A 25,254-nucleotide genomic window follows, 5' to 3' on the forward strand; every position below is an offset into this window, starting at 1 on the left:
GACTGTTTCAATTCCTCATAGGTAGGCTAAAAACTGCAACAAAAATATTCATGGTATGTAGATACGAACGTCAGTTTCAATTCCTCATAGGTAGGCTAAAAACCAATTAAAAGCACCATAAAATAAGGCTTCTTAAGTAAATCACATTAACTCATTTTTCCCTAATTTTACTTGCAAAACTTCTTAGTGTCAAGATTTTTCGGCAAATAATAATGTCGTCGACCCCCAGGGATTTTTACATTATTGGAGGTCGACGACAAATCTAGTCGAACGTATAATGATAGATATATATATAAATATAAAACCTGATTACCATTCCGGAGGAAGGTTTTTGAGCTGGGCCAGAGTAAATACCGGGCCATCCAGGCAGATATATTCACTCCCTATATTGCATCTGCCGCATTTGCCTATGCCGCATTTCATTCGCATCTCCAGGGTAGTTATTACCTGTTCATCGGTATAACCCATCTTCTCCAGAACTTCCAGCACAAATTTTATCATAATCGGTGGTCCACAGGTAACGGCAATCGTATTTTCCGGACTTATATTTAATTCTTCTAGATAAGAAGGGACAAAACCTACATGGCCGTTCCAGCCTTCTTCCGGCTTATCAATGGTTACATAAACCTCAGTATCCCTCTCCTTAGGCCATTTTTGGAAAAGCTCTTCTTTAAAACATAGATCAGCATAGCTGCGGCTCCCATAAATTATAGTTATTTTGCCGTATTCCTCCCGGTGTTTGAAACAGTATTTTATGAAAGATCGCAAAGGCGCAAGACCTATACCACCTCCGATAAAAAGCATATTCTTACCTTTACAGCTTTCTACCGGGAATCCATTGCCATAAGGTCCTCTTATCCCTAGTTTTTGCCCTACTTCGATACGGTGCAGCTCATCAGTCATCAACCCTACCCGTTTTATAGCAAACTGGAGGTGATCATCTTCCTCCTGCCAGGAAACAGAGAACATTCCTTCCCCTACCGGCACAAGAGAAACCATGGCCAGCTGTCCCGGCATAACATTAAAAGGAACTCCCCCGCCTATTTTTCTAACTTTAAAAGTCTTAACATCGGGAGTCTCGTCAATTATATCAACTACCTCAACTATTTCCGGTACTAAAGGGTTTTCGCAATTACATCTATGCACTTTCTATGCCCCCTTAATCTCCTCGATTATCTTTACTATGCTTACTCCGGAAGGACAGACAAATATACACCTTCCACAGCCGGTACATAGAGGCTTACCGTATCTTTCATTGAAAAACTCCAGCTTGTGCAAAAAGCGGTTTCTGAATCTTTCCTTGGCCGTCTCCCGGGGATTATGTCCTCCTGCCATCTGGGTATATTCCCGGTACATGCAGGAATCCCAGCAGCGGAAACGGTAACCTTCTTCTCCCCATGCCTTAACCTGAATATCAAAACAGTGGCAGGTAGGACAGGTATAAGTACATATGCCGCAGGTCTGGCACGGTTCAGAAAATCTTTCCCACATAGGATGTTCAAACATGCCTTTAAGCTTCTTATCTACACCTTCATAATCTACTTTAAGGGTACACCCTTTAGGTTCAGGCAGGTTTACATCTTTTTCTTCCAGCAGGTCAGCTATTAAAGCGGTAATCTCTTCGCCTTTTTCTGTCTTTATCTCCCATACATAACCTTCATTATATTCCCGCAGCACAACATCTGCCAGTTCAGGCTCAACAGGGTTTACGCCCATAGAATCGCAAAAACACTGCCTTCCTGGACTATAGCAGGCATTAGCTACAAAAATGGTGTTGTCTCTTCTTTTTTTATAAAAAGTATCTACATACCCTCTGGTCAAGAAAACATCATCCAGGCAGGAAATAGCCATAAGATCACATGATCTCATGCCAAAAACAATCCGCTTATCTTCATTTTCATAAACCTTGTCTATGATTACATCCTGGCCTTCCTGTTTAAAGCTGTACATCTTTTCCGTCTGAGGGAAAACCGCTTCTTTGGGGGGTTTTAAAACATTCAAGACATCTAAAACTAGTTCATCAAAATCGGCATTATAAGTCCGGTAATCAAAAAACCCTGACTGGGCCCCTCTCTTCATCGGCACATGTACTTCATATGAAGCAGATAATTTATCCAGCACCTTTTCCAGCTTAGCTCTTTTAAAAACCTTCATCCCAACCACTCCTTATATAAAATCATCCGGGTCATCTTCTCTATATACGCTCAAAGGCGGTTTAGCTCCTTCTTTATATTCCATACCTGCTTCATAGGGGCCGAAAAATTCGCCTACATCCTTGATAAGCTTGCGGTTTATGAGCATGAGCGGAATACCAACCGGACATACCCTTTCACACTCTCCACACTCTACACATCTTCCTGCCATATGAAAAGCCCTTACCAGATGGTACATCATATTATCACTTATGCTGGTTTCTCTGCCCACCCACTGCGGCCGGGTTTCGTCAAATATACAGGTGCGGCAGTTACATGCCACACAAGCCTGGCGGCAGGCATAACAGCGAATACAGGTAGACAAAACCTGTTCAAAAAACTGGTATCTTTCATCATAAGATTTAGTTTCCAGTTCTTTTACCTCTTTAAACCTATCCTCGGGAAGTCTAGGCTCCCTTTTTTCCCCTATCAGTTCATCATATATTACCGGATTAGGCTGTATGCAATATCTGCATTTATCTGCCAGCTCTGCATCTCCATTTACTTGCACCGCAAAACCTGAATCCTGATACATCTTCTTTAGAGGATCCTTCATGCCGGGACAGCATACCCCTACTATATAAAGCCGTTCTCTTTTAAACTGGTTATCTTCTAAGAGACGAACAATCCCCCGGGAATCGCAGCCTTTTACTACTATCCCAATCTTCTGATGTCCGTCCCTAAACTTCAAAAGGGCATTGCTAAGGTTGTGGATAGAATACTCGTCGAAAACCAGCTTATCAGCTTCTTCCGGGCTGTGGGCAAAGAACGGCTTGGTATTATAACCAAACTCGCCTTTTTGCCAGCCGATAAAAATATCTACCCTGCCTTCTGTAAGGAGCCTGGCAGCCGTTTCCTGAATTTTCGCAGTTATCTCTTTCATCTGGCATCCCTCAGCTTTCTATTTGGTCCTAATTTACAGACATCATGTACTAATTTTTCCATCGTATCCCGGAACTTAATGCCCTCGGCCCCTGAAATCCAGGCAGTTTGATACCTTTCCGGCTCTATGCCGAAATACTGCATAAGGCTTTTTATAACCGTATGCCGGCGGCGATTATAGTAATTGCCACTACCATAGTGGCACTCACCAGGGTGTCAGCCGGACAGCAGAACCCCATCTGCTCCCCGGTTAAAAGCCCTTAAAACTAACATAGGATCCATTCTTCCTGAACAGGGGGTTCTTATAATCCTCACCTGGGCCGGATATTCCAAATGATTAAGCCCGGCCAGGTCGGCAGCTGCATAAGTACACCAGTTGCAGGCAAAGACTATTATTTTAGGTTCCCAGCCCTTTTCCTCAGCTATAGCTATAGACACAATGCATCCACCTCCGCCACTAATTGTTCATCAGTAAATCCTTTCAGGTTAAGAGCCGCCGTACGACATGCAGGAACACAGGCCCCACATCCCTGACAGAGGCTTCCATTCACCTCGGCTACCTGTCTTACTATCGGCCCATGGTGTCCTTTTTCGGTTATTTCTACCAGAGAAATAGCCTTATATGGACATATAGGTACACAGAAACCGCATCCCGAACATTTATATATATCTACTTCTGAAACCATCGGCTCAGTTGCTAGCATATCCTTGGCCAAAAGCCCGCATACCTTTACCGCTGCTCCACTGGCCTGGGCCACAGTATCCGGTATATCCTTGGGTCCCTGACAGGCCCCCGCCAGATATACCCCGGCAGCAAAAGTTTCTACCGGCTGCAGCTTGGGATGAGCTTCCTGATAAAATCCATCTTTATCTACCGAAAAGCCTATTATCTTGGCCAGTTCCTGCGCTCCTTCAGAAGGGACCATAGCTGTAGCCAGGACTACCATATCTACTTCTACTTCCAGGGGACGTCCAAGCAGGGAGTCTTCGGCCTTAAGCACCAGACTGTCTCCACGCTGGTAAATCTTGCTTACCCGACCTCTTATATATTTAGCCCCGGCATTAAGGGAGCGCTGGTAAAATTCCTCATAATTCTTACCTGCCGTACGCACATCCATATAGAAAACATAAGCTTCACTATCAGGTATCTTGTCCTTTACCTGATAAGCATGTTTAGCGGTATACATACAGCAAGCCCGCGAACAATAGCTCTTGCCTTTAGTATCGTCACGAGAACCTACACATTTTATAAAAGCAACCCGCTTGGGCTCCTTGCCATCTGAAGGCCGCTTTATCTTACCACCTGTAGGTCCGCCGGCACTAGCCAATCTTTCAAAATGCAAACTGGTTATAACATCAGGATATTTGCCATAGCCGTATTCACCATAAACTTCTTCCCATTTAAACAGGTCATAGCCGGTAGCCATGACAATGGCTCCTACCTCTACCGTCATATATTCTTCTTTATCATCAAACTTTATCGCTTTAGTAGGACAAATCTTTTCACATACTCCGCATTTGCCTTCGGTAAGCTTGCGGCAGTGTTTATCATCAATAAAAGGCTTGCCGGGTACTGCCTGCGGATATACTTTGCGAATAGCCGTAGTCATCCCCAGCCCCAGATCAAAGGGATCAGGAATCTTCTTGGTAGGACATTTTTCTATACAGGTTCCACAGCCGGTACATAAATCCCAATCTACATATTTAGGTTTCTTTTTGATGGTAACCTTAAAATTGCCGATATAACCAGCTACATTAGTAACTTCAGCATAGGTTATAATCTGGATATTAGGGTGCTGTGCCACAGCAACCATCTTGGGGGTTGCTATTCAGGCAGCACAGTCCATGGTAGGGAAGGTTTTATCAAGCTGAGCCATCTTGCCGCCGATAGTAGCCTGTTTTTCCACCAGAATTACCGGATACCCGGCATCAGCAATATCAAGAGCTGCCTGCATTCCGGCAATTCCGCCTCCTATCACCAGGGCTTTTTTGGTAATAGGAATATGGGATATATAAAGCGGTTTATTGCGCAGAACTTTAGCTACAGCCATCCTTACCAGATCTTTGGCCTTTTTCGTGGCTTCCCCGCGGTCATGATGTACCCAGGAATCCTGTTCCCTTATGTTAACCATTTCAAAAAGGTAGCCGTTAATACCACCTTGTTCTACCGCCTTGCGGAAAGTCTTTTCATGCATGCGCGGAGAACAGGAAGCAACTACTACCTGCTCTAGATCATGTTCTTTTATGGCCTTTCTTATCATTTCCTGCCCGGGATCGGAACACATATATTTATAAGTAGTGGAAAAAACCACACCGGGTAAATTGGCTGCATATCGGGCCACTTCCTCCGTATCGACTACGGAGGCAATATTAGTTCCACAATCACAGACAAAAACCCCAACCCTTTTTCTCATTCTCCTTTTCCCTCCTCAAATAAATCCTTTGCTCTATCTTTTATCAAGCCTTTTGACGCTTCTTCAGTTCGCCCGCTACCAGAGCTTCCGCCATCTTCGCTGCTTTTTCCTTATCCGTAACCATTGCCTCGGCCAATTTTACCCTTTTCTTTTCATCCTCTTTTATAACTTCGGCTAAAATCTTAACCTTTTCTTCATCTTCCAGCAGTTTAGATACTACTTTTTCCGGATTCTTTTCTAATCCTTTAAGCATAGCATCTATCTTTTTCTTCGTCTCATCATCGCTTTCTTCCGATGTTTCTTTTACTTTCGCCTTTTTAGCCGCTTCTTTGGCCTTTTCCTCTTCTTCTATGCGAGCTGCTTTAGCTGGTAGCTCTTTAAGATAAGACATTGCTTCCACAAAATGTTTGTTAACCCCTGCCTCCTCCGGTTTATCGCCACAAGCTATGGCTACCAGCTCGGTTATATAATAAACCGGAAGGTTAAACTTCTCTTTAAACCTTTTTTCTACCTGTCCCTGGCGCATGTCCAGATTCATCATGCAAAGCGGACAGGCTGTTACTATACATTCAGCTCCTGCTTCTTTAGCATCCCTTAAAACTTCATATATCATCTTGCTGCCTATTTCCGGACGTGAAGTAGCTAGAGCTGCTCCGCAACATTCGGTTTTATAAGCCCAATCGACAGCTTCTGCTCCCAGAGCCTTTACTATCTCATCCATGCTCCGGGGATCTTCCGGATCATCAAATCCCGTATGGGAAGAAGGTCTTACCAGCAAACATCCATAATAACAGGCTGCTTTCATTCCTTTAAGCGAGTTTTTTACCTTCTTTTTAATATGGTCAAGGCCTATATCAGTAAGCCATTCGAGAACAGACACCGTATTATTGCTTGCCTTATAAGGCATATCAATTATATGTTCTATTTTCGCCTTTAACTCCTCATCTTCCCTTACTGCATGTTCAGCAGCCTTAAACCGGTTATAACAGGCCGCACAGGGAGCCAGGACATCAAGCCCTTCCTTTTCCGCCAGAGCCAGGTTCCTGGCCGGTAAAGCCAGGGAAAGAAGCTTATCGGTATTATGCCCGGCAGTAGCTCCACAGCAGTTCCAATCCTCTATCTCTTTCAGTTCTACTCCCATTATAGAAGCTACCCTCTGGGTAGAAAGACCGTATTCAATTGCACTTCCATCTAAAGAACAGCCCGGATAATATGCCAGCTTCATCTACTATTCCCTCCCTATCTCTTCTGCTCTCTTAAATATTTGCTGTATTTTATCCCGTCCTTTTATCTTTTCCGGGAAGGGATGGACTTTGCCTCTCTTCATCATAGGCAGCCCCAGTTCGGCATCTTTGAAAAGCTGCCGGGTAGCCAGGTTATGATAAAGAAGAATGCCGGTTTCATAAGATCTTCCATACTTTTTGACTGTATCCAGAAACGCCTTATTAAATAAGGCCACCTTTTTATCCGTAATCTTGCCTCTCCTTAATGCTTCCCGGCGCAGGGTATCCATGAGGGAAGCTATGTCAACACCGCGCGGGCAACGCTCTGAACAAGTCTCACAGGTAGCACACAACCAGATGCTTTCCGCACTTAAAGCTTCATCCACAAGGCCCAGCTGCAGAAGCCTTATCACCTGGCGCGGGGTATAATCCATAGCAAAACCTACCGGACAGCCGGCAGAACATTTGCCACACTGATAACAAAGCTTTATATCCGTACCTGCTTCCTTTTCTAATTGGCTAAGTAGCCTGTTTTCTTCTTCCGTAGGTGGACCAATCCTAGCAACCTTCTGCATAAATCGCTCTCCTTCCTTCCCCAAATTTCGCAATAAGTAATTTTATATATTTTAAAACTTTTAAAAATTTTAAGGTAGAGTTGACATTATAAAATAAAATCTTTCCGAGGAAAAACAAAACATTTTATATATGTAATATATTTTAAAATATTTTTTAATATAGTATAACTCATTATAATATATCAAGATATCAGCATGATGTTAAATTTCTGTTAAATTGTCTTATCATATTAAAAATTCATCTTTTCTATAAAAAAAATGAGCAGAAAGCCCTGCTCACCTTTAAGCCCTCAGGGTAGCTACCAGCCGCATGGGGTTTAGCAAAAGATCCAAAGCGGTATTAATATCAGTAACTGCTATATCCGCCTTAAGCAAAGCCTCAACCGCACATCCTTCTCCCCCAATGATTACAATTGATAGAGCAGCTTCTTCCAGCATAAGGACATCATTAAAACCATTGCCGATAGCTACGGTTTCATCTTTTCCCAGAGATTTCAAAAAATCAAGTTTGTCCTGTCCCCCATTAACTTCCCCTACCTTAAAAACCTCAATCCCCAGTTCCTTAGCTATCATCCCTCCGGTACCAAAAGTATCGGCTGTTAGAAGATAAATAGAAAACTTGTTTTTAAGTATTTTTATCCTCTCTCTTACTCCCTCCTGCAAAACGCCATTTACCGTCAGTGTGCCGTTTAAATCAAGCAGGATATTTTTAAGGTGTAAAGTCTTGTCCCGGCCCGGTATAGAAATCTGCAGCATGCTCACTCTCTCCTATTCCCAGTTTTTTTGATTAATATGGTTATATAAATCGTAAACAATAAATTCCGCTTCATAAAGGGCAGATGCTATATCCCGCGGCTTTTTAGCATCACCAATAATATAACATTGAGCAAAAGGTTTTGTATATTCATAAGGAGGCCAATTTTCCTGGTAGCCACAGGACAATATTATTCTGTCTATTCCCTGGATAACACCTGCCTCTCCTCGTAAATAAACACCATCATCTTCTATTTTCTCGATTTCTACCCCTTTGTAAACTTTTACTCCTTTAGCCTTTAAGCGGGCTAACAGTTCCAGACGCGTCATGTTTTCCAGATCTTTAGCCAGCATATCTGTTTTTTCCACGATAATTACTTCATTATGGGGAGCCAGATAATCGGCTGTTTCACATCCGCTGCTTCCTCCGCCGATGATCAGGATCTTTTCCCCTTTAACAGGTGTTTCACGGCTCAGAACCTCTTCAAGAAAACTTACCCGCACCTTTTCTATACCTTCTATGTCCGGCACCCTATCCATGGCCCCGGCTGCCCAGACCAGCACCTGAGGAGCCAGTTCTTCTATAATCCGGCCACTAAACGGAGTATTGAGCATCACCTTTACTCCTGCCTCTTTAAGCTTCTTTTGCAGATAAGAATTTAAAAGGCTTATTCTCTCTTTATAGGGAGGCCGGGAAGCTATGTCAAGCTTTCCTCCCAGCTCATCACCTGCTTCCAGTAAAATCACATCTCCGCCTGCCTTTTTTATAGTCCAGGCCGCCTGCATCCCGGCTGGTCCTCCCCCTACTACTACCACCCTGATACCATTAAGTTCTGCTTTTTCCCTGAAAACAGTTTCCCTTCCTGTCCGGGGATTTACCGCACAGCGTATATGCCATCCATTATTGATGCTGTCTATGCAGGTATTGCAGGAGATACAGGGCCTTATGTCATCCCTTTTTCCGGTAAGCGCTTTATTAGCCCAGAAGGGATCAGCCAGCATCCCTCTTCCTATCCAGATAAAATCTGCATATCCTTCACGTAAAAAATACTCTGCTTCTTCCGGACTCCTCAGGTTTCCTCCTCCTATCACAGGGATACCAACATTTTCCTTAACCCTTCTTACCATTTCCATACGCCATCCCGGCTTAAAAGAGGGAGTTTCAATTGAAGTATGTCCCGATTCATATATACCGCACGATACATCAAGAAGGTCGGCACCTGCCTTTTCCAGAAGCACTGCCAGCTTAACCCCTTCTTCTACCTCCAGTCCCCCGGGAACAAAATCTGCTACATTAAACCTTACGGCAATTATCAATTCAGGAGCTAAACCTTTGATATCTTCAATTATTTCCGTAAGCAGACGGGCCCGGTTTTCCAGGCTTCCTCCATATTCGTCTTCCCTTTTATTCGTATAAGGAGACAAAAACTGGCTTAACAGATAGCCATGAGCTGCATGTAGCTCAACACCATCAAAACCTGCTCTGGCTGCATACCAGGCAGCCCTGACAAACTTATTTCTTATCCTTCCTATTTCTTCCCGGTCAAGCTCTTCTGGTTCTGCCCGCATAAACTTGCAGGGAATAGGGGAAGGAGCTACCGGTTTTTTCCCTCCAGTAACCACCGGGGTAGTCTGTCTTCCCGCATGATGCAGCTGAATAAAGGCATTACAGCCATAAGATTTTATCCTCTCACTCAGTTCCCTAAGCCCGGCTATATATCCTGGCTTATCAATACAGAGCTGGGTTAAGCTAGCCCTTCCTACCGGGTCATCTACACAGGCTATTTCCACAATTATCGTCCCGGCTCCCCCTTTAGCCCTTCTTTCATAATAAGCCAGCATAGCTTCTGTAACTTCACCTGTTATGCTGGCTAGTCCTGTTCCCATAGGAGGCATAACTATGCGGTTTTTAAAATACTTGCCTTTAAGCGCAAAACTTTTTCCCAGTTCCATTCCTTTATCCCTCTCCTCAGGTGTTTTATTATCCAATATACCATATCGAGGTAAACCGGGGTATAAATTGAAGTAAAAATACACATAATAGGGGTTAGAAACTGGTGTTCCGGTTTTCCCCCGCACCAAAATCTTCGCGCGGCAAGGATATCTTCCAGCGGAACACCAGTTTTAAATTTTAAAAAAATTTTTTAAAGCCCATGTATATTTTCATTTACACCGGGCATAATAAGACTAGAAAACAGCAGAACAGCTTAACAAGTCCCGATTTAAGGGTAAACTTATCCAAGCTGCCTGTTGTTTTCCCATAAAAAATCCGCCCGCACCTGGACAGTATGGCTTATCAGCTCAAACTGGTTTCCCATACTGCGGCGGGCGGATTTTAAATTTTTAATCATATTTGGCTGCTGTCTTATTAAGCAGAGCCGAAATAATGCTTAAGAAAGGGAAAAGCCCAAGCTTTATCCAGCTTAACTCCAGGCGCATTTTTTATCCTTCCCTGTATTTACCATGTAATCTCTCTCATTATCTTTCCCTATCCCATGGCTTTTTAACAAATTTTTTACTCCTGTCTCCCTGCTTCTTAAATTATACCCCTTTAAATGTAAAAAACTCCAGTAACCATTTCTCCGAAAATTCATACGGTATTAGGAGGAGGGATAAAAAATGAAAAAAAGATGGATAAAAAGCAGGCTATTAGAGGACTATCAAATGCTGACCCGATATGCAGAAGGCAAAAAAATAAAAAAAATACTGGATTTAACCGAAACCAGCATCACTTTGCTTATGGAAGACAACACTATTATCCAGTTTCTCTGGCTGGAAGATGAAATAATTTTTGATATAAAACCGCCCAGTATATAAACATCCTCACTTCCCTACCAGTTTAGAAAACCAGGATTTATTCCTTCCTTCCTGTTCCGCCCTCCACAGGCGCAGAAACTCATCTATCCTCTTTTCCCTTTCCTCATTGCGCTTCTCTATCTTCCTTTCTAGTTCATCAATTCTCCTTTCCAACTCCTTGTTCATCCGTATAAGCTCATCATTTTGCTCTATAATTTTTTGCGCCAGAGAAATTACTTCTGCCGGCAGCTGATAAGACCTGTCCTCTTCAGGAACTAAATCTGTAACCTGGCTTTCCTCTACATTTTCCAGAGCCATCTTTATAGCTGTAGTATTAAGTCCTTTTTCCTTAAGCTTGAGAACTAGTCTTAAAGTATCAATATCCGACTCCGTATAGAGCCTTTCTCCCTTTTCATTGCGCTTTATCTTTAGCTGAAGGCTATTTTCCAAATAGCGCAGGGTATACTGTTCTATGCCTAACATTTCAGATACTTCACCGATTTTATAATATCTTTCCTTCATCCTGTAACCTTTTCCCCCCTTACTTCATAATTTATTATCAGGTAAGGCAATAAGGTTAAAAACCCTGCCCAACGGAAACATAAGCTTCACAAACAGTTATCAACCCTTATTCTGTATCCCATTCAATATGAAGTTAACTTACAACTTAATAATTAACCTTATTGTAAGCCTGTACTTTCCCTTCCTTAATTATTAAGCTCATATAAACTTCCCTATATGAGCTGCCGTTCAGCAGAACGGCTTTTTTTATTGACTTCATTAAATTCTATGGTTCATATTGGGAAATAATGACTCCAAATTAATTATTAACCTGATTTTTAAGCTAAAACTTTCTAACCAGTATTTCATTAACAGCTATGCCTATGGCCAGCATAACCCCGCCGCCAATAAAACCAGCAATCACATCACTCATATAATGCACATTAAGATACACCCGGCTTAAGCCTATGCTCAAAATAAGCAGAAGGAAAAAAAAGGCCAGCCCTTTCCCCTTAGCTCCCCCCAGATGTTTTACCGTCAGGTAAGCCAGAAAACCATAAAAAAAGGTAGCCAGCATAGCATGGCCGCTGGGAAAACTAAAACCGGCAGCATAAGTCAGCATCTCTCCTTTAGGCCTTTCCCGGGCAAAAAACACTTTTAAATAGTCATTTAACCTTCCGGTTAAAAACAAAACTATATTAAGCACCAAAACCTCCCTTATCATCCTGCATCGCAACATAAAAAAAGAAACTACCAGCGCAATAAGAAAAAAAGCATAAGGAGACCCCAAATAAGTAATCAGCCTGAAAAAATCTACTGCTGCAGGATGCCTTAAACTTTCTGCCATATGCTGGCAGAGCTGGTCAAAATAAATTATCTTCTGCACCCAGGAAAAAGGTATAAAATCCATTCTTAACCTCCTTGTAGCAGCCAGTTTTTTATCCTAGTATATATAAATTAAACCTAAAATAAAAAAGCACTTTGCCAATTAAAGTGCTTTTAGAATTTATATACTAATCTTTTTCCGTTTCAGCTTCTAGTCAACAAAGCTTATGGCAAACGGCATATTCTCCTTAATCCTGGTTCTTAATCTGGGTACTTCCTTGGCATATCTGTCATCCTTAGCTAGTACCAGGCTAAAAGCCCAAAAAAGCCCTACATATGGCATAATCCTGGTAAAACACGACTCACCTGCGGGATATCTTAGATGAATCAAAGGGCGCAAGCCTATCTTTCTCAGCTCTTTACATAAAAGTTCATCTTCTATGCCATAATACGCCTGATACTCAGCTACATCAAAAACATCTGGTTTCTCCTTGGCTTTAAAAAGATTAGACAGTATCATCTTTTTGTAGTTTCTATCCGCAGCCAAAAACTCAAAAAATTTAAATCTGCGCGTCGACTTTAACCGGTTAGGGTCAGCTATGGTAATTATGACCCCCTGGGGGGAAAGCATCTTAGAAGCCGTTTTCAAAAGATTTACCGGATCTTTAAAATGATGGATAGCCGAAGAAAAGATTACCACATCATATTCCCTATCCTCAGCCAAAAAACTGTAGGCATCACTCAAAACCATCTCAATATCGGTAAAACCTTCTTTAACAGCCCTTTTTCTTGCAATATTCAGCATTTTTTCTGAAAGGTCAACCAGGGTAACCTCAGCTTCCGGGCAACACTTTTTCAAAGTAAAAGCCCCTTTACCGGCCCCCCCGCACATATCTACTGCCCGCAGCGGACCGGAAAGATGAGGTTTAAGCATCTCCACTACCGCCGAAAAAACCACATCATATTCCCGATAAGTATATTTAGGTTCCTCGAAATCCTCATAAAACTTGACTATAGCATCACTTTCATATTTAAGCTTATTAGCCTCCAATATTTCTTCTTCGGAATAATATTCCCACGCTTTTGCTTCCTTCATCATTTCCTCCCCAAGCTCTTTATTGGGCAAGCCCTTTTTAGGGAAAGTCAATAATTAGGCTCTGCTTTCCCCTTCCCCTTCAATCTGCTTAACCGAAGTTTGTCCTTCATCTTCCCCATTTTTAGCTTTTTTAAATCCCTGGATAGCCTTGCCCAGCGATTCCCCTACCTGCGGCAGTTTTCCCGGTCCAAAAATAATCAGCACAATTATAAGTATAAAGGCTACTTCCCAGGGTCCAAAATTGCCTATAAGTCCAAACATATTTTTTCCTCCCCTTCTCCCAAACAGTTTATTCTATTATATATCTTCCTCAACCGCCAAAACAAGCTTTTTAAATTAGGGACGGTTCTTTTTTTAAAATCTATTACGAATCGTAACACTTTTTAAATTTAGAACCGTCCCCAAATTAAAAACTTCTTCGAGTCGTATTATTTGTATCGCAACAGTATCTTATAAAAAGGGGGGCCTAAAAGAAAAGCAAAAACGGCGTTGCCGGCAGCATGCATGGTATCAAAAGGGAAGCCTGCCGCATAAATACTCAAAAAAGTTTTTATATTAAGAGGATAAACAAAAGCCAGCCAGTGCCAGAGGTTCATGAGCAAACCAAATAAATACCCGCCGGCAAAGCACAGTAAAGTAAAAACAGGGCGGTTAAATCCCGAGCTCATCTTACCTGCCATGCCGGCTAAAGCTCCGCATAACCCCCAGGCTACCATCTGCCACAAGGTCCAGGGGCCCTGACCCAGAAAAAAATTAGATATAAGCCCGCTTAAAGCCCCTACTACGAAACCAGCCTGTATCCCCCAGGTATAGCCGGTTATCATGGTTATAAAGGTAGAAGGGGTAATATTAGGAAAAGGAGCAAAAGCTACCCGGGAAGTGGCAGCCAGAGCAGCTATGGCTGCGGTAAGAGCCAACTGGTAAGAGGAAAAAGTTTTCTTCTCCAGCCGCCAAAAAAATATGCCCAGCAAAACCAGCCCTATTATCCCTGCTATTAAACCTGCATGCACTAAATTACTCCTCCTGCCTGTACATTAAAATCTGGTATATGCTATAAGCACATCCGGCCCGGCTTACATCCCTTTCCGCCTCAAATACAGGATAGAGAAGGCCTCTCTTGCCTGCCTCCTCCACATAAAAACTGTACCATCGTTCTCCTTCATAAGATAGAGGTTTTTCCAGTTTCAATATCTGGCACAGGACAGCTGCCAGCTCGCTTCCCCTGATTTTGCCTTCCGGATTAAAGCTTCCATCAGGATAACCTCGCATATAGCCGTAGGCATAAGCAGTTTCTATATAGCTCGTGGCCCAGTATCCTTCCGGAACATCTTTAAATCCCTTGCCTCTTTCTGGGGCAACCGGCTGCAACTGCAGAGCAGAACATAGTATGCGGGCAAATTCAGCCCGGCTCAAAGCCTTTTCCGGCCGGAAAGTATGATCCGGATAACCGCCTACAACTCCTTTCTGGAGCAAAGAAAAGACGGCCTGATAAGCCCAGTGCGAGGAGGATAAATCATAAAAGATCCCGCGCTCTTCATTTTTTCTCCCCGTAAAACATTTCCCGCTGAGAGCAGTCACCGCATAAGCAGTACATATGATGGAAGGCTCCCGGTCTTCTTCCCGCCAGCGGAAACCGCCGCTTTTATCCTGCAAAGAAAGGAGATGTTCAACTACATTTTTTCCTCCCCGGCTCCAGCTGCTGCCTCGTATATCTTCCCCGGCTGCTATCAATGCCTGCATAACCCAGGCATCAGAACAGCTGTTGGCCTGGCTTATGCTCCACCCGCTTTTAAAACCTCCACTATAAAGCTGACATGACTTCAGGTAAGCTAGAGCTCTCCGTACTGCTGCCCCGTCTTTATTTTCGCCCAGAGCAATAAGGGCCTGCACCGCTGCTGCCGTATCATCGGCATCGCCTTCTATCCCTTCAGCCCAGGCAAAACTGCCATCCGGGTTCTGCCTTTTTATAAGCCATGCCCTGGCTTTTTCCCTATCCGGCACTTCCTGCCCGCTGGAGATAAGGGCTAATATCCCCCAGATGTGGGCGTTTATAAGCTCATCTTCTCCTTTATCCTTCTGCCCCAGTTTGCCTTCTTCATCTATCCAGCTTTTAAGCTTTGCGGCCAGATTTTCTCCTTTATATACCGGTTTTTCCCCTGCTGCTGTCAATGCCAGGAGGGTTCTTGCATAATCGGTGGTGCTGTCTGGTTTAAAAGAGCTCCCTTTAAGGTAATCAACCGGGCTTTTGCCTCCCTTTAACCATCCTTTTTGGATATCTTCCCCGGCCGCCCCCAAGGCTATAATTACCCAGGAAGTAGTGGCAGGATCGCTCTCTTCCCCTTTTTTATAGGGAAAGCCGCCATCTTCATTCTGCATCTTTTTTAAATAGAAAAGCGCATTTTTTACTGCCTGTTTTTCTCTTTCCCCGGGAACATAACCATAGGCTAGAGCAGTATTTAAAAGCGAAAATAAGATTACCGCTATTAAAATAGAGCTGTAAAACTTAAGCCTCTTTTTCCACACCCTAATTCCTCCTTTCCGTCTCCTTACTGCACCTGCTTTTGTACCCTGCCCCGGCTCAAAACAGCACAGGCTTCTTCGCAAGTCAATATTCCTCCACCCCGGGAAGCAAAAAGCCGGTTAATATCCGGGGAATAAAAAAGAGAATTATCCATAACCTGGTACTTGCTTCCCTGAGCAGCTATTTCCCCATCGAAAAGAAGCATTACTTTTTCCCCGTATTCCGCGGCAAATTCTACATCATGGGAAACAATAAGGGCTGCCTTCCCTTTCGCCCCCCAATCCTTAAGCCACCTGCCGAGCCTCTCTTTGCCCTTGTAGTCAAGCCCCCGGGTCGGCTCATCCATAAGCAATATCTCCGGCTCCAGAGCCGCCACACAGGCCAGAAGCAGCCGCTGTTTTTCGCCCATGCTCAAATCCCGGGGGTTAAAGGCATGGTAAGAGGCAAGACCGAACTGTTCCAGAAGCGAATCTGCTTCTTCCTTATTTTTCCCTGTTTGTTCCAGGTTAAATATCACCTCTTCTCTTACTGTCGGCAGGAAAAAATAATCATCCGGATTTTGCGGGATATAAGCAATCCTGCGCGATTTTTCCTTAAGCGGCAAATCCCTTAAATCTTCCCCCCGGAAAAGTACCTTTCCCCGGCTGGCAGGAAGGAGGCCGGATAGCACTTTAAGCAGGGTAGTTTTGCCGGCTCCGTTTTCTCCCATTATAATCCATATATCATGCTCATATACCGTAAAATTGAGGTTTTTTAAAACCTCCTTTCCCGGGGGATAAGCATACCACAATCCTTTTACCTGAAGGACAGCCTCTCTTCTTTGGCCATGCTCTCCTTCCTGTCTTCCCCCTTGCAGCACCTCATAGGCTGCAAGATGCTTTCTCCCTTCCTTTACCGTAAGCGGAAGCTTTTTCTCTCCCATAAGGGCAAACAGCCGGGGCAGGGAAGGTAAAAGAAAAAGCTTGTCCCTTCCCCAGAAACTGCCTAATTCTTCTGGAGTTCCTTCCCCCCGTATTTCACCTTTTTCCATCCATACTACCCGATCCGCCAGAGAAAGGCACTTTTCCAGCCTTTGTTCGGCCATCACCACGGTAATCCCGTACTCCTGGTTAAGCCGGACAAGCAGATTAAGTATTTCCTCGGCCGACTGGGGATCCAGCTGGGATAAAGGTTCATCCAGAAGAAGCACCTCCGGCCCCAGGGCTGTAAGGGAAGCTAAAGCCAGTTTTTGCTTCATCCCTCCTGAAAGCCAGGCTACTTTGCTCTTAAGATAGGGGGTCAGGTTAAAAAATCCTGCTGTTTCGGCTACCCTTTTTCTCATAAGCTCCCTGGTAAAACCCAGGTTTTCCATAGCCAAAACCAGTTCTTTTTCCACCCGGGCTGTAAAAAGCTGATTTTCCGGATTTTGTCCTAAAAAACCCAGCTTTCTCGCTCTTTCCCGGTTGCGCATCCTGCGCAGTTTTAAGCCGTCTATATATACTTCCCCCTCATAGCTGCCGCCGTAAAAATCAGGAATCAGACCGCTTAAAACCTTCAAAAGGGTAGACTTCCCGCTTCCGCTTTCTCCTATAAGGAGCACAAACTCGCCTTCTCCCAGGATCAGGTTTATCCCTTTTAAAGCCGGCTCTTCCCGTCCAGGATAACAGTAAGTTAAATTTTCTATTTTAATCTTTTCCACACCTCATCACTCCATTTCCCCAGGGCCGGAAGGCTAAACAGCAGAAATATAAACCCGGCTAAAACATAGTCTCCCCTCTTAAACCCTGTAAGCTCCGGATAAAAAGTATATCTTCCCCATCCATATATAAAAGCCAGAATGCTCAAAATCAGCCCCAGGAAGGTAGTCAGCAAAATCATATAATCTTCTTTACGCCATAGATAATGGTAGTAATGGCTCCGTGGACCGGTTCCATAGCCTTTTAAACTCAATACCTTGGCCATTTCCCGCGCCCGTTCCAGGTTGGAAAGCAAAAGAGCTTCCAGTAAAAGCCCCTTTCCTTTAATCCTCCCCGGCCATTTTTCTCCGGCATAATCAAGGCCGCGTAAAGCCTGGACTTCGGAAATGCGCCGGTAGTCATCAACTACCAGGGGAAAAAGTCGCAAGGTAAGATTAAAAAGCAGCGAAATTTTATCCCCCCAAAAGCCCAGGAAATCAAAAAGCCAGTCGGGATCTACCAGGCAGGAAAAAAGAACAAAGCCGGCCATCACGGTTAAAAGCCTTACTCCCATGGTAAATCCATAAACCATAGCTTCCAGGGTAAGAAATCTTATCTCTCCTCCCCGCTCCCAGCTTACCAGAACCGTACTTCCTCCCGGAGAAAAAAACAGGTTTATTAAAACAATAAGCAGGAACAAAAACAGGCTGTAAAAAAGATAGCTTTTGCCCACTTCTCCATTGCCTGAAGCCATTATAACCAGCAGGGAAGCGCCAAAAAGGCTAAGCAGGTAAAGCGGATGGGAAAAAACCAGAGCCAGAAGAACAATGCTCAGGCTAAAAAAGCACAAAACCAGCGGATGCAAAGCATATATCAGGTTATCCCATGTCCGGTAAAAATACACCTCTTATCTCCTCTCAATCCAGAGGCAGCCTTATCAGCTCACCTTTAATAAAAGCAGCTGCATACATATACTTTATCTTATCAGGAACCGCAAGCATTTCTACCAGACCAGCAATGCTTTCCCGGTCCGTACCGGTAATAAGCCAGAGGGGAGAAGTATCCCCCAGGCCGCTGCCGCAAGCTCCCAGAACCGCCGCCTCTTCTTTATGCAGCATCATTTTTTTTCCTTCATAATTCAAAAGGTAGAGGCCTTCTTCTCCCCAGTAGAACCCCATGCCGTTTCTGGCATAAGCCTGGTTCAACCTGTTTAAATAATCTGCCTTTTGCAGCTCTTCCCATTCTCCTATAATAATAACCGGAACCGAGCGGGAAACTCCCATATCCCCTGCCCATTCTTCACGCACCACCTCTTTAACCCCAGCTCCCAGCAGATAAGCCTCCAGTTTTTCCGCTATCTCCCGGCAGGAAGGAGTAAAGATAAGCTTAACCGGTTTTACCTTCCCGTTATAACCATGCCGGAAAGGTTCCGGATAAGCTCCGATAACTGCCGTATTAGCTATCCCTGCCTTCCAGGAATGGTAATCCCACCATATGACATCACCTGGATTAACCTTCTTTTCAACTGCGCCCATCTCAGCACAGATCCCGTTCACATAGTAAAACCAGTCTTCAGACTTTAAGCCTTTCCTGCTCTCTACACCGTTTATACCGCTCACAAAGCCTCCCCCATAGGCTGTCTTCACCTCGGCATTAGCCTTCAAAACCTCCATCACGCTTGCCCCTTCCCGGAAAAAGACTTCCCGGTCCAGAAGCACTTTTTTCCCAAAATAACAGGTAATGATAAGCCTTGCCTTTTCCTCCTTTACCCCGGAAGAGGGCAAAACTTCTCTCTTTTTCGCTTCCCTTTCTTTTTCTTCTTTGCTTCCCCGGGCAGCTTTTTTCTCAGCTTCCTTTTGCCCGGGTTGAGCCTTTTCCCCTTGCTCTATCCCGAAAGCTTTACCTTCCCTGTCAGCTGCCTTTTCTACAACTTCGCTCCGGGAAAAAGAAAGGTCCTGCTGGTTATCCGCTTTTCCCAGACAGCCGCCCAGGCTGAAGAGGAGAAAAAATATCAAAAAAACTATTCCTAAGCGTCCTTTCAAACTCCAAGCACCTGCCTTTTTATTATAACAGGCAAGGCTGAACTGCCTTGCCCCTTTTCTAACTTTAGGACGCACGTTTTAACATGCGATAGATCATTACTGCCGCCTCTGCCCGGGTAAGGCTTCTTTCTCCCCGGAAGGTGCCATCAGGATACCCGTTTATTATCCCTTGCGCATACATCCGGGCTACCCCATCCCTGGCCCAGGCCGGAATACGGTCTCTGTCCTTGAAGATGAGCTCTATCTTCCCCTCTTCCTTTCCCGAAATCAGGGCTGCCATCATGACAGCTGCTTCCTTACGGCTGACTTCCCGCCGGGGAAGAAAAGTTCCATCCGGATAGCCTTTTATTATTCCCCGCTGGTAGGCACTGTTCACTTCATAATAAAACCAGTCTCCCTCTCTTACATCGCGGAAAACAGCCCTTCCCTCAGTTTTTTCTCCACCTTTTATCCGCACCAGAAGTGAAGCCAGTTCCGCCCGGGTAATCGTCCGGTTAGGTTCAAAGCGGTTTTCCCCTACCCCTTTTATTATCCCTTTGGCAACCAAATCCGTTATGGCCTCCTTAGCCCAGGGGACATCATCCAGGTCGGCAAAATAAGAAAGATTTGTCATCTCCTCCTGTTTTTCTTCCTTAACCTCTGCTTTCCTCTCCACCACCGCAAATTTAGTAAAATGGGTGGTAGTAAAAACAGCTATTCCTTCTTCGGCATCGATAACCCCCGGCAGAGGCTGCCAGGTTTTCGCTTTTTCATCATAGAAGGCAGGGGTGAGCTTATCCAGGCTAACATCCGGGAAGAGGGGGAGCCTTATGATTATCGTAACCGGCTTTAAAAATCTTATCCCATCCGGCTTCAAATCATATACGGAAGAAATTATCCGGTAATCAGCATCTGACGGATACATATCTTCCTTAAGCTCTTTTATGCTTATTTCCCGGCTCCGGTTTAAGGCATCAGGGGGAACAACTACCGCTGCTTCCTTATCCCCTACACTGCCGCCTTTTTCATCTATCCTCTCTTTAGCTTCCACCAGATTAGCTGCCAGTTCCTTTTTTATCTCCTCTGCCTTTTTTTCATCCATGCGTTTATCCCCGTTTAAAACTTTTATCCCTTCTTTGACCTCTTTTAAGAGCTCTTCATACTTCTGCCTGGTCTCTTCCTTAACCGGCAAAACCGGGGTTATATCCCGGGGCTTTTCAAAACCCAGCGCATCCGGATCTCTGGTATAGTCCAGCGTATACACCCATTCTACCCGGTCTCCTGCTTGCAGCACATAGTCAGCCGCGGAAATCATGGGATAAATCCCGTTAACCCGGTATTTCCAGCCGCTTCTTGGATAGCCCGGCTTCTTGTGAGCAAGACCGTTTATGCTCTTAACATAACCGCCTTCCACCTCCAGGCTTATACCATTGGCCTGAGCTACCCGCCGCAGGAAAGATAGTACCGTATCCCCGCTTCTCACGGAGTAAAAACCGCTTATGATAACCCTTCCCGCATCATCAGTTATGCTGAGGTAAGCCTGTCCGGTTATCTCATTTCCGCTTCCCCCTCCCGGAGAAGAAGGAGAGTCATTACCTTCTATATCTTCCAGAACCGCACTTGTCCCGCCTCCCAGATAAGCCCGATAACTGCCGGCAGGCAGGGAAAAGCTGAAACTATAGCTTCCGGTACCGTCACTTAAGGTTTGCCCTATATAAGCCTTTTTGCTCCCATCACTCTTCTCTACCACCAGGCTTACCGGGCTTAAAGGAGAAGCATCATTTCCGCTTATGACTACATTATCCCCGCTTACCGCAAATCCAGCCCCATAGGCAGGAAGGAGGAAAGAAAAACTTAAAAAGAGGGAAATGATAAAGGCTAAAAACTTGTTGCGCATTTTTCTCATCCGCTAATCCCCCTTAATTTCCAAGCCTGAATACCACCGGGCTTATCAGTGGGTTCGGGTTTGTCCAACCATCCCACACCATAATGCGCGCTTCATAACCTGTGCCTTCCGGAATGCTCATACCCCCGCTTATCTCTTCACGTCCATCAGCAGCCACCTTCTTTTGCAGGGCAGTATAGTACATCATCTTTTCCGTATTTCCCTCTTTTTTATACAGCCCGGCTATGGTCAGGGTATCTTTTGGCTCACTTCCCTTATTATTAATACTTAAGCGGAAATTCCAGTCGGCACCTGCATTTAAAGTTGTCGTAGCCTCAATGTAGAGATAAAAATTGTTCATAGAGGGTAATTGATTATTATATTTGGAACTATTAGCCTTAAGATCCGCCAGGGCCAGGAGGGCATTGCGGGTAGTCATAAGGTTTGCTGCTCCCGGAGCCCAGGGCCCATAAAAAGCACCATTAGGAAGCTGATACTTGAGCAGGGCATCGACCATAGTTTTTCCATTTTTTACCCATTCACTACCCTGCGGATCAATCCCTAAAGCTATTAAAGCCTCAATCACAGCCGCAATTGAATCCGGGGATTCGCTGAGACGCTCTTCTCCTTCCCATACATAAAATCCAAAACCGGCATTATTGTTTTGTTTAGACTTAAGAAAATATATCGCTTTGTCTATCGTCTCATTTACTATCGTCCCTACCTGGTCATCATTCCTGTACGGTGCCAGCGCGATCAGGGCATGAGCGGTAGAATCAATATCTACCCCCCAGCCTCCTCCATCAAACCCGCCGGCATAAGGATCTTCTTCCGGTTTTTGCTGCGAACATATATAATTCACGGCTGCTGTCCGGTTATAAGAAACAGTATATCCGTTCTCCCCTGCCGTATCCAGGGCTATCACTGCCCAGATAGTATGGTTTAAAGTATCTTCACTTCCATCAGCTTTAGAAGTAAAATATCCGCCTTCCTCCTGCCTCTCCTGCAAGGCAGTTATATAACTTCCTACATCCTCTCCCCGCGCCAGACCTCCCAGGATCATGCGCGCATAGTCAGTCGGAGAGTTAGTAGGGGTTTGCGGGTTAGGCAGGATAACTTCCAGCTTTCCTGCCTTGCGCAGGCCCAAAGCTGCCCAGTCTCCATCTCCCCCAGCAAAACTGGGCATATAAGTATTAACATAGCTGCAAACCTTCGCAAGTGCTTCATTTATATCATTTTCCGTTGCCGCCCCGGCAGGCAGAATATGGGCCAGGCCGAAAACGAGCTGCCATACCAGCACCCAGACTAATAAAAGAGAAATTCTATATCTAGCTTTTCCTTTCATCTCAAAGCCTCCTTTTATATATCCCCAAAATTATCCTCCACCAGTATAGCCTTTACCTGGTTAAAATCAGATCATTTCCTATAGGGCAAAACTTCCTCTAATCCCTTCATAAAAACAAAAAACGTCCGACTATCTGGTCAGACGCAAGTTGGGCGGCTTTTTAAGCACCATCCTTTTCTCCTCCCTTCTTATCCCCAGAAGTCGAGTTTTTCCTTTTGCTGGCAGGTCTCCTGGCTTAAGGTCATCCTACTCCCGGCTCCTTCCCATATACACCCCGATACTTTTTCAGGTATGCATACAGTGGATTTAATGCCGGTTTCGTCCCTAACACAGTAGGGGGAACTGCAGCGGATTCTCACCGCTTTCCCTTTTAAAACAGCCGGGCATCCGGCTGTTACCAGCAAAAGCCTTATTCAGTTATGAGCTAGAAGATATTTTATAGCAAAAAAATATAAATAGCAAGGAATTTAAAGCTTTTCCCTTATGGATAGCAATTGAAATCCCCATAAAAACCGCCCTAAGGGATTAACAAGATAAAATTTTTAACCGTTTTGTCATAAGAAAGCCTTCATTTATTTCCATAAAAAAATACCCCCTCGAACGAGGAGGATTTGTAACGTGGATTTTGTTTTCATTTTTTAGGAACTATATTCTTTATCTCTGGGGAGAAGCAGATTAAGTAGTACAGCAGCAATAGCCCCTGTTACTATTCCAGAAGAGAAGAGTATCTGCAGAGCCTCTGGCAGATGGGATATAAAATCAGGCCGGAAAGTTACCCCTAAACCGAGTCCGAAAGATACTGCGATTATCAGCAGGTTTCTGCGATTCAGATCTTCTTTTCTCATTATATTAAGACCTGCACCAGCAATCATGCCAAACATGATTATGCCTGCTCCACCTAAAACCGGGTTAGGCATAATAGCAACCAGAGCGCCCAGTTTGGGGAAAAGTCCCATAAGAATAAGGATTATACCGGCAATCATAACTACAAAACGGCTGGCAACACCAGTTAAAGAAACTACCCCGATATTCTGGCTGAAGGTAGTAGTGGCACCAGAGTTAAAGAAACCGGCAATACCTGCACCTACACCATCACAAAGGATACCGGCTGCCAGCTCGTCATCATTGAGCTCTTTGCCGGAAGCCTGTCCTAGAGCTAAAAGGTCTCCAATACTTTCAATGGCTGAAACAATATAAGCTACGATAAACGGAAGAATAGCGGCTAAACTGAAGTGGAATCCATATTTCAATGGAGACGGGAAAGAAAACCAGGAAGCCTGGGCAACCGGGGTAAAATCAAGCCTGCCCATAAAGAAGGCCACAATATATCCAAATACTATTCCCAAAAGAATAGCCGAGGCACTTACCATGCCTTTGCCAAACTGGTTTAAGAGAATAACCACAATCATTACGGAAAAAGCTAAAGCGAGATTAGGGAGGCTACCATAGTCAGGAGCACCATATCCACCTGCTGCCCAGTCAATACTTACAGCAATCAAGGTTAAACCAATCAGGGAAACAACAGATCCGGTAACAATAGGGGGGAATAATTTACGAAGCTGCGGAATAAAACGGCTCAAAATAATTTCCGTAAGAGAGGCAATTATGGTAGCAGTATATATACCGCCCAAGCCTAACTTACTGCCAACCGCAATAGAAGGACCAACAAACCCGAAGTTAGTTCCCATAACAGCAGGCATCCTTGCCCCCACCGGGCCCACCCCGCGGGATTGAATGAAGGTTACAATACCAGAGGCAAAAAGCGCACAGCTTACAATAAAAGCTAAATCTTCAACCGGAACCCCTAAAACTCCTCCCACTACGAGGGGAACAGCAACAACACCAGCAAATGCCGCTAAAATATGCTGAATAGCTAAAGGAATGGCTACCGCCAAAGAAGGTCTGTCTTCAATGTGAAAACGAATTTCTTGATTCACTTCACGGCTTACATTTTCGACTGACATCAGAACCCTCCTTAATTGTGTTATGGTTTAATCCCCAAAACCAATACCTTAAAGCTGCAACAACTTCGCTTATGAGTGTCTTTTAAAGTGCCACCTCCCTCAGCTTACTGAAAAACATTCATGTTCCCCCCTCTTTATAAAATCTTAATTTACATATAATCTGCCTAATACCATCGCAATAAATGTGCCATATTAAAAAGTCCTATAATACTTATATTTTTTCGAGCTATCTGAAAAAAATACCCGGAATTTTTTTCTCTTGCTAAAAAAAATTCAGGACCATATCTCCTGGTCCTGTATTCCTCATTTTTCTTCAATTTCTTCACCAAAAATAAAGCCGCAGAAAAAAATTAATCCTGGCAACGACCTACTCTCCCACAGCTTCAGCTGCAGTACCATCGGCGCTGGAGGGCTTAACTTCCGTGTTCGGGATGGATACGGGTGTTTCCCCTCCGCCATCGTCACCAGGAATCCTTATTCCCTGAATCCCTCAAAACTGCAGATAGCGCTTTAACCTCAAGGTCCTTAGGTCAAGACCTCGATCTATTAGTACCGGTCGGCTTAATACATCGCTGTACTTACACCCCCGGCCTATCTACCACCTAG

General features: G+C 44.4%; 22 protein-coding genes, 2 rRNA genes and 1 riboswitch. Of the genes, 1 reads left to right on the forward strand and 23 read right to left on the reverse strand.

Going from position 1 to position 25,254, the window contains the following annotated elements:
- Positions 1-309: 309 nt before the first annotated feature.
- From BUB92_RS08480 to BUB92_RS08520, 9 genes are all read right to left on the reverse strand, one after another.
- Positions 310-1,146 (reverse strand): FAD/NAD(P)-binding protein, encoded by an 837-nt coding sequence (locus BUB92_RS08480; RefSeq protein ID WP_073092845.1) that lies wholly within the window; start codon positions 1,144-1,146, stop codon positions 310-312.
- Between the two features lie 3 nt (positions 1,147-1,149).
- On the reverse strand, positions 1,150-2,154 hold the full coding sequence (locus BUB92_RS08485) for a 4Fe-4S dicluster domain-containing protein (protein ID WP_073092849.1): 1,005 nt from the start codon (positions 2,152-2,154) through the stop codon (positions 1,150-1,152).
- Between the two features lie 12 nt (positions 2,155-2,166).
- Complete coding sequence (locus tag BUB92_RS08490; RefSeq protein ID WP_073092852.1) at positions 2,167-3,075, reverse strand: 4Fe-4S dicluster domain-containing protein; 909 nt, start codon at positions 3,073-3,075, stop codon at positions 2,167-2,169.
- Positions 3,072-3,500 (reverse strand): hydrogenase iron-sulfur subunit, encoded by a 429-nt coding sequence (locus BUB92_RS08495; RefSeq protein ID WP_479725429.1) that lies wholly within the window; start codon positions 3,498-3,500, stop codon positions 3,072-3,074. The genes BUB92_RS08490 and BUB92_RS08495 overlap by 4 nt, the downstream gene beginning before the upstream one ends.
- A 2-nt stretch (positions 3,501-3,502) precedes the next feature.
- Positions 3,503-5,488: a CoB--CoM heterodisulfide reductase iron-sulfur subunit A family protein gene (locus BUB92_RS08500; RefSeq protein WP_084728428.1), complete on the reverse strand. Its 1,986-nt coding sequence runs from the start codon at positions 5,486-5,488 to the stop codon at positions 3,503-3,505.
- Positions 5,489-5,531: 43 nt separating this feature from the next.
- Positions 5,532-6,713, reverse strand: a complete 1,182-nt coding sequence (locus BUB92_RS08505) for a CoB--CoM heterodisulfide reductase iron-sulfur subunit B family protein (RefSeq protein ID WP_073092855.1) — start codon at positions 6,711-6,713, stop codon at positions 5,532-5,534.
- Positions 6,714-6,716: 3 nt separating this feature from the next.
- A complete protein-coding gene (locus tag BUB92_RS08510; RefSeq protein WP_073092858.1) occupies positions 6,717-7,286 on the reverse strand; it encodes a 4Fe-4S dicluster domain-containing protein in 570 nt (189 codons plus the stop codon).
- A 282-nt stretch (positions 7,287-7,568) separates the two neighbouring features.
- Complete coding sequence (locus BUB92_RS08515) at positions 7,569-8,042, reverse strand: HAD family hydrolase (protein ID WP_073092861.1); 474 nt, start codon at positions 8,040-8,042, stop codon at positions 7,569-7,571.
- A 12-nt stretch (positions 8,043-8,054) separates the two neighbouring features.
- Positions 8,055-9,992, reverse strand: a complete 1,938-nt coding sequence (locus tag BUB92_RS08520; protein WP_073092864.1) for an oxidoreductase — start codon at positions 9,990-9,992, stop codon at positions 8,055-8,057.
- Positions 9,993-10,658: 666 nt separating this feature from the next.
- Between BUB92_RS08520 and BUB92_RS08525 the strand changes: the two genes are divergently transcribed.
- A complete protein-coding gene (locus BUB92_RS08525) occupies positions 10,659-10,856 on the forward strand; it encodes a hypothetical protein (RefSeq protein ID WP_073092867.1) in 198 nt (65 codons plus the stop codon).
- 6 nt (positions 10,857-10,862) lie between these two features.
- On the opposite strand, the gene BUB92_RS08530 is transcribed toward BUB92_RS08525, so the two are convergent.
- The 14 genes from BUB92_RS08530 to BUB92_RS08595 form a co-directional block, all read right to left on the reverse strand.
- The gene (locus BUB92_RS08530) at positions 10,863-11,357 is read right to left on the reverse strand and encodes a MerR family transcriptional regulator (RefSeq protein ID WP_073092870.1); all 495 of its coding nucleotides are present in this window, start codon (positions 11,355-11,357) and stop codon (positions 10,863-10,865) included.
- 322 nt (positions 11,358-11,679) lie between these two features.
- Positions 11,680-12,246: a phosphatase PAP2 family protein gene (locus BUB92_RS08535; protein ID WP_073092873.1), complete on the reverse strand. Its 567-nt coding sequence runs from the start codon at positions 12,244-12,246 to the stop codon at positions 11,680-11,682.
- Between the two features lie 126 nt (positions 12,247-12,372).
- Entirely contained in the window at positions 12,373-13,260 is an 888-nt protein-coding gene (locus BUB92_RS08540; protein WP_143156909.1) for a class I SAM-dependent methyltransferase, read from the reverse strand.
- Positions 13,261-13,311: 51 nt separating this feature from the next.
- Positions 13,312-13,518: a twin-arginine translocase TatA/TatE family subunit gene (tatA, locus tag BUB92_RS08545; RefSeq protein WP_073092879.1), complete on the reverse strand. Its 207-nt coding sequence runs from the start codon at positions 13,516-13,518 to the stop codon at positions 13,312-13,314.
- 167 nt (positions 13,519-13,685) lie between these two features.
- Positions 13,686-14,267 (reverse strand): ECF transporter S component, encoded by a 582-nt coding sequence (locus tag BUB92_RS08550; protein ID WP_073092881.1) that lies wholly within the window; start codon positions 14,265-14,267, stop codon positions 13,686-13,688.
- A gap of 4 nt (positions 14,268-14,271) precedes the next feature.
- Positions 14,272-15,780 carry an S-layer homology domain-containing protein gene (locus BUB92_RS08555; protein WP_073092884.1) on the reverse strand — a complete coding sequence of 503 codons (1,509 nt, stop codon included), beginning with the start codon at positions 15,778-15,780 and terminating at the stop codon, positions 14,272-14,274.
- Between the two features lie 23 nt (positions 15,781-15,803).
- Complete coding sequence (locus BUB92_RS08560; protein WP_073092887.1) at positions 15,804-17,456, reverse strand: ABC transporter ATP-binding protein; 1,653 nt, start codon at positions 17,454-17,456, stop codon at positions 15,804-15,806.
- The gene (locus tag BUB92_RS08565; RefSeq protein WP_073092891.1) at positions 17,438-18,337 is read right to left on the reverse strand and encodes an energy-coupling factor transporter transmembrane component T; all 900 of its coding nucleotides are present in this window, start codon (positions 18,335-18,337) and stop codon (positions 17,438-17,440) included. Before BUB92_RS08565 ends, BUB92_RS08560 begins: the two co-directional genes overlap by 19 nt.
- A gap of 13 nt (positions 18,338-18,350) precedes the next feature.
- Positions 18,351-19,475 (reverse strand): DUF4430 domain-containing protein, encoded by a 1,125-nt coding sequence (locus BUB92_RS08570; protein WP_143156910.1) that lies wholly within the window; start codon positions 19,473-19,475, stop codon positions 18,351-18,353.
- Between the two features lie 64 nt (positions 19,476-19,539).
- Positions 19,540-21,360, reverse strand: coding sequence for an S-layer homology domain-containing protein (locus BUB92_RS08575; RefSeq protein ID WP_073092897.1), 1,821 nt, complete (start codon positions 21,358-21,360; stop codon positions 19,540-19,542).
- A gap of 13 nt (positions 21,361-21,373) precedes the next feature.
- The gene (locus BUB92_RS08580; protein ID WP_073092900.1) at positions 21,374-22,684 is read right to left on the reverse strand and encodes a prenyltransferase/squalene oxidase repeat-containing protein; all 1,311 of its coding nucleotides are present in this window, start codon (positions 22,682-22,684) and stop codon (positions 21,374-21,376) included.
- A gap of 203 nt (positions 22,685-22,887) precedes the next feature.
- Positions 22,888-23,101, reverse strand: a riboswitch (cobalamin riboswitch).
- A 221-nt stretch (positions 23,102-23,322) separates the two neighbouring features.
- Positions 23,323-24,648 carry a uracil-xanthine permease family protein gene (locus tag BUB92_RS08585; protein WP_073092904.1) on the reverse strand — a complete coding sequence of 442 codons (1,326 nt, stop codon included), beginning with the start codon at positions 24,646-24,648 and terminating at the stop codon, positions 23,323-23,325.
- A 354-nt stretch (positions 24,649-25,002) separates the two neighbouring features.
- A 5S ribosomal RNA gene (gene rrf, locus BUB92_RS08590) occupies positions 25,003-25,117 on the reverse strand.
- A gap of 57 nt (positions 25,118-25,174) precedes the next feature.
- Positions 25,175-25,254, reverse strand: a 23S ribosomal RNA gene (locus BUB92_RS08595); the annotation flags it as partial.

The organism is Thermosyntropha lipolytica DSM 11003, assembly GCF_900129805.1.
GTDB lineage: Bacteria > Bacillota > Syntrophomonadia > Syntrophomonadales > Syntrophomonadaceae > Thermosyntropha > Thermosyntropha lipolytica.

Coding starts and splice junctions, on each gene's coding strand:
- BUB92_RS08515 (WP_073092861.1), bottom strand. CDS start 8,042: ATGCTGCAGATTTCTATACCGGGCCGGGACAAGACTTTACACCTTAAA.
- BUB92_RS08525 (WP_073092867.1), top strand. CDS start 10,659: ATGAAAAAAAGATGGATAAAAAGCAGGCTATTAGAGGACTATCAAATG.
- BUB92_RS08510 (WP_073092858.1), bottom strand. CDS start 7,286: ATGCAGAAGGTTGCTAGGATTGGTCCACCTACGGAAGAAGAAAACAGG.
- BUB92_RS08575 (WP_073092897.1), bottom strand. CDS start 21,360: ATGAGAAAAATGCGCAACAAGTTTTTAGCCTTTATCATTTCCCTCTTT.
- BUB92_RS08530 (WP_073092870.1), bottom strand. CDS start 11,357: ATGAAGGAAAGATATTATAAAATCGGTGAAGTATCTGAAATGTTAGGC.
- BUB92_RS08505 (WP_073092855.1), bottom strand. CDS start 6,713: ATGAAGCTGGCATATTATCCGGGCTGTTCTTTAGATGGAAGTGCAATT.
- tatA (WP_073092879.1), bottom strand. CDS start 13,518: ATGTTTGGACTTATAGGCAATTTTGGACCCTGGGAAGTAGCCTTTATA.
- BUB92_RS08540 (WP_143156909.1), bottom strand. CDS start 13,260: ATGATGAAGGAAGCAAAAGCGTGGGAATATTATTCCGAAGAAGAAATA.
- BUB92_RS08585 (WP_073092904.1), bottom strand. CDS start 24,648: ATGTCAGTCGAAAATGTAAGCCGTGAAGTGAATCAAGAAATTCGTTTT.
- BUB92_RS08580 (WP_073092900.1), bottom strand. CDS start 22,684: ATGAAAGGAAAAGCTAGATATAGAATTTCTCTTTTATTAGTCTGGGTG.
- BUB92_RS08520 (WP_073092864.1), bottom strand. CDS start 9,992: ATGGAACTGGGAAAAAGTTTTGCGCTTAAAGGCAAGTATTTTAAAAAC.
- BUB92_RS08490 (WP_073092852.1), bottom strand. CDS start 3,075: ATGAAAGAGATAACTGCGAAAATTCAGGAAACGGCTGCCAGGCTCCTT.
- BUB92_RS08485 (WP_073092849.1), bottom strand. CDS start 2,154: ATGAAGGTTTTTAAAAGAGCTAAGCTGGAAAAGGTGCTGGATAAATTA.
- BUB92_RS08535 (WP_073092873.1), bottom strand. CDS start 12,246: ATGGATTTTATACCTTTTTCCTGGGTGCAGAAGATAATTTATTTTGAC.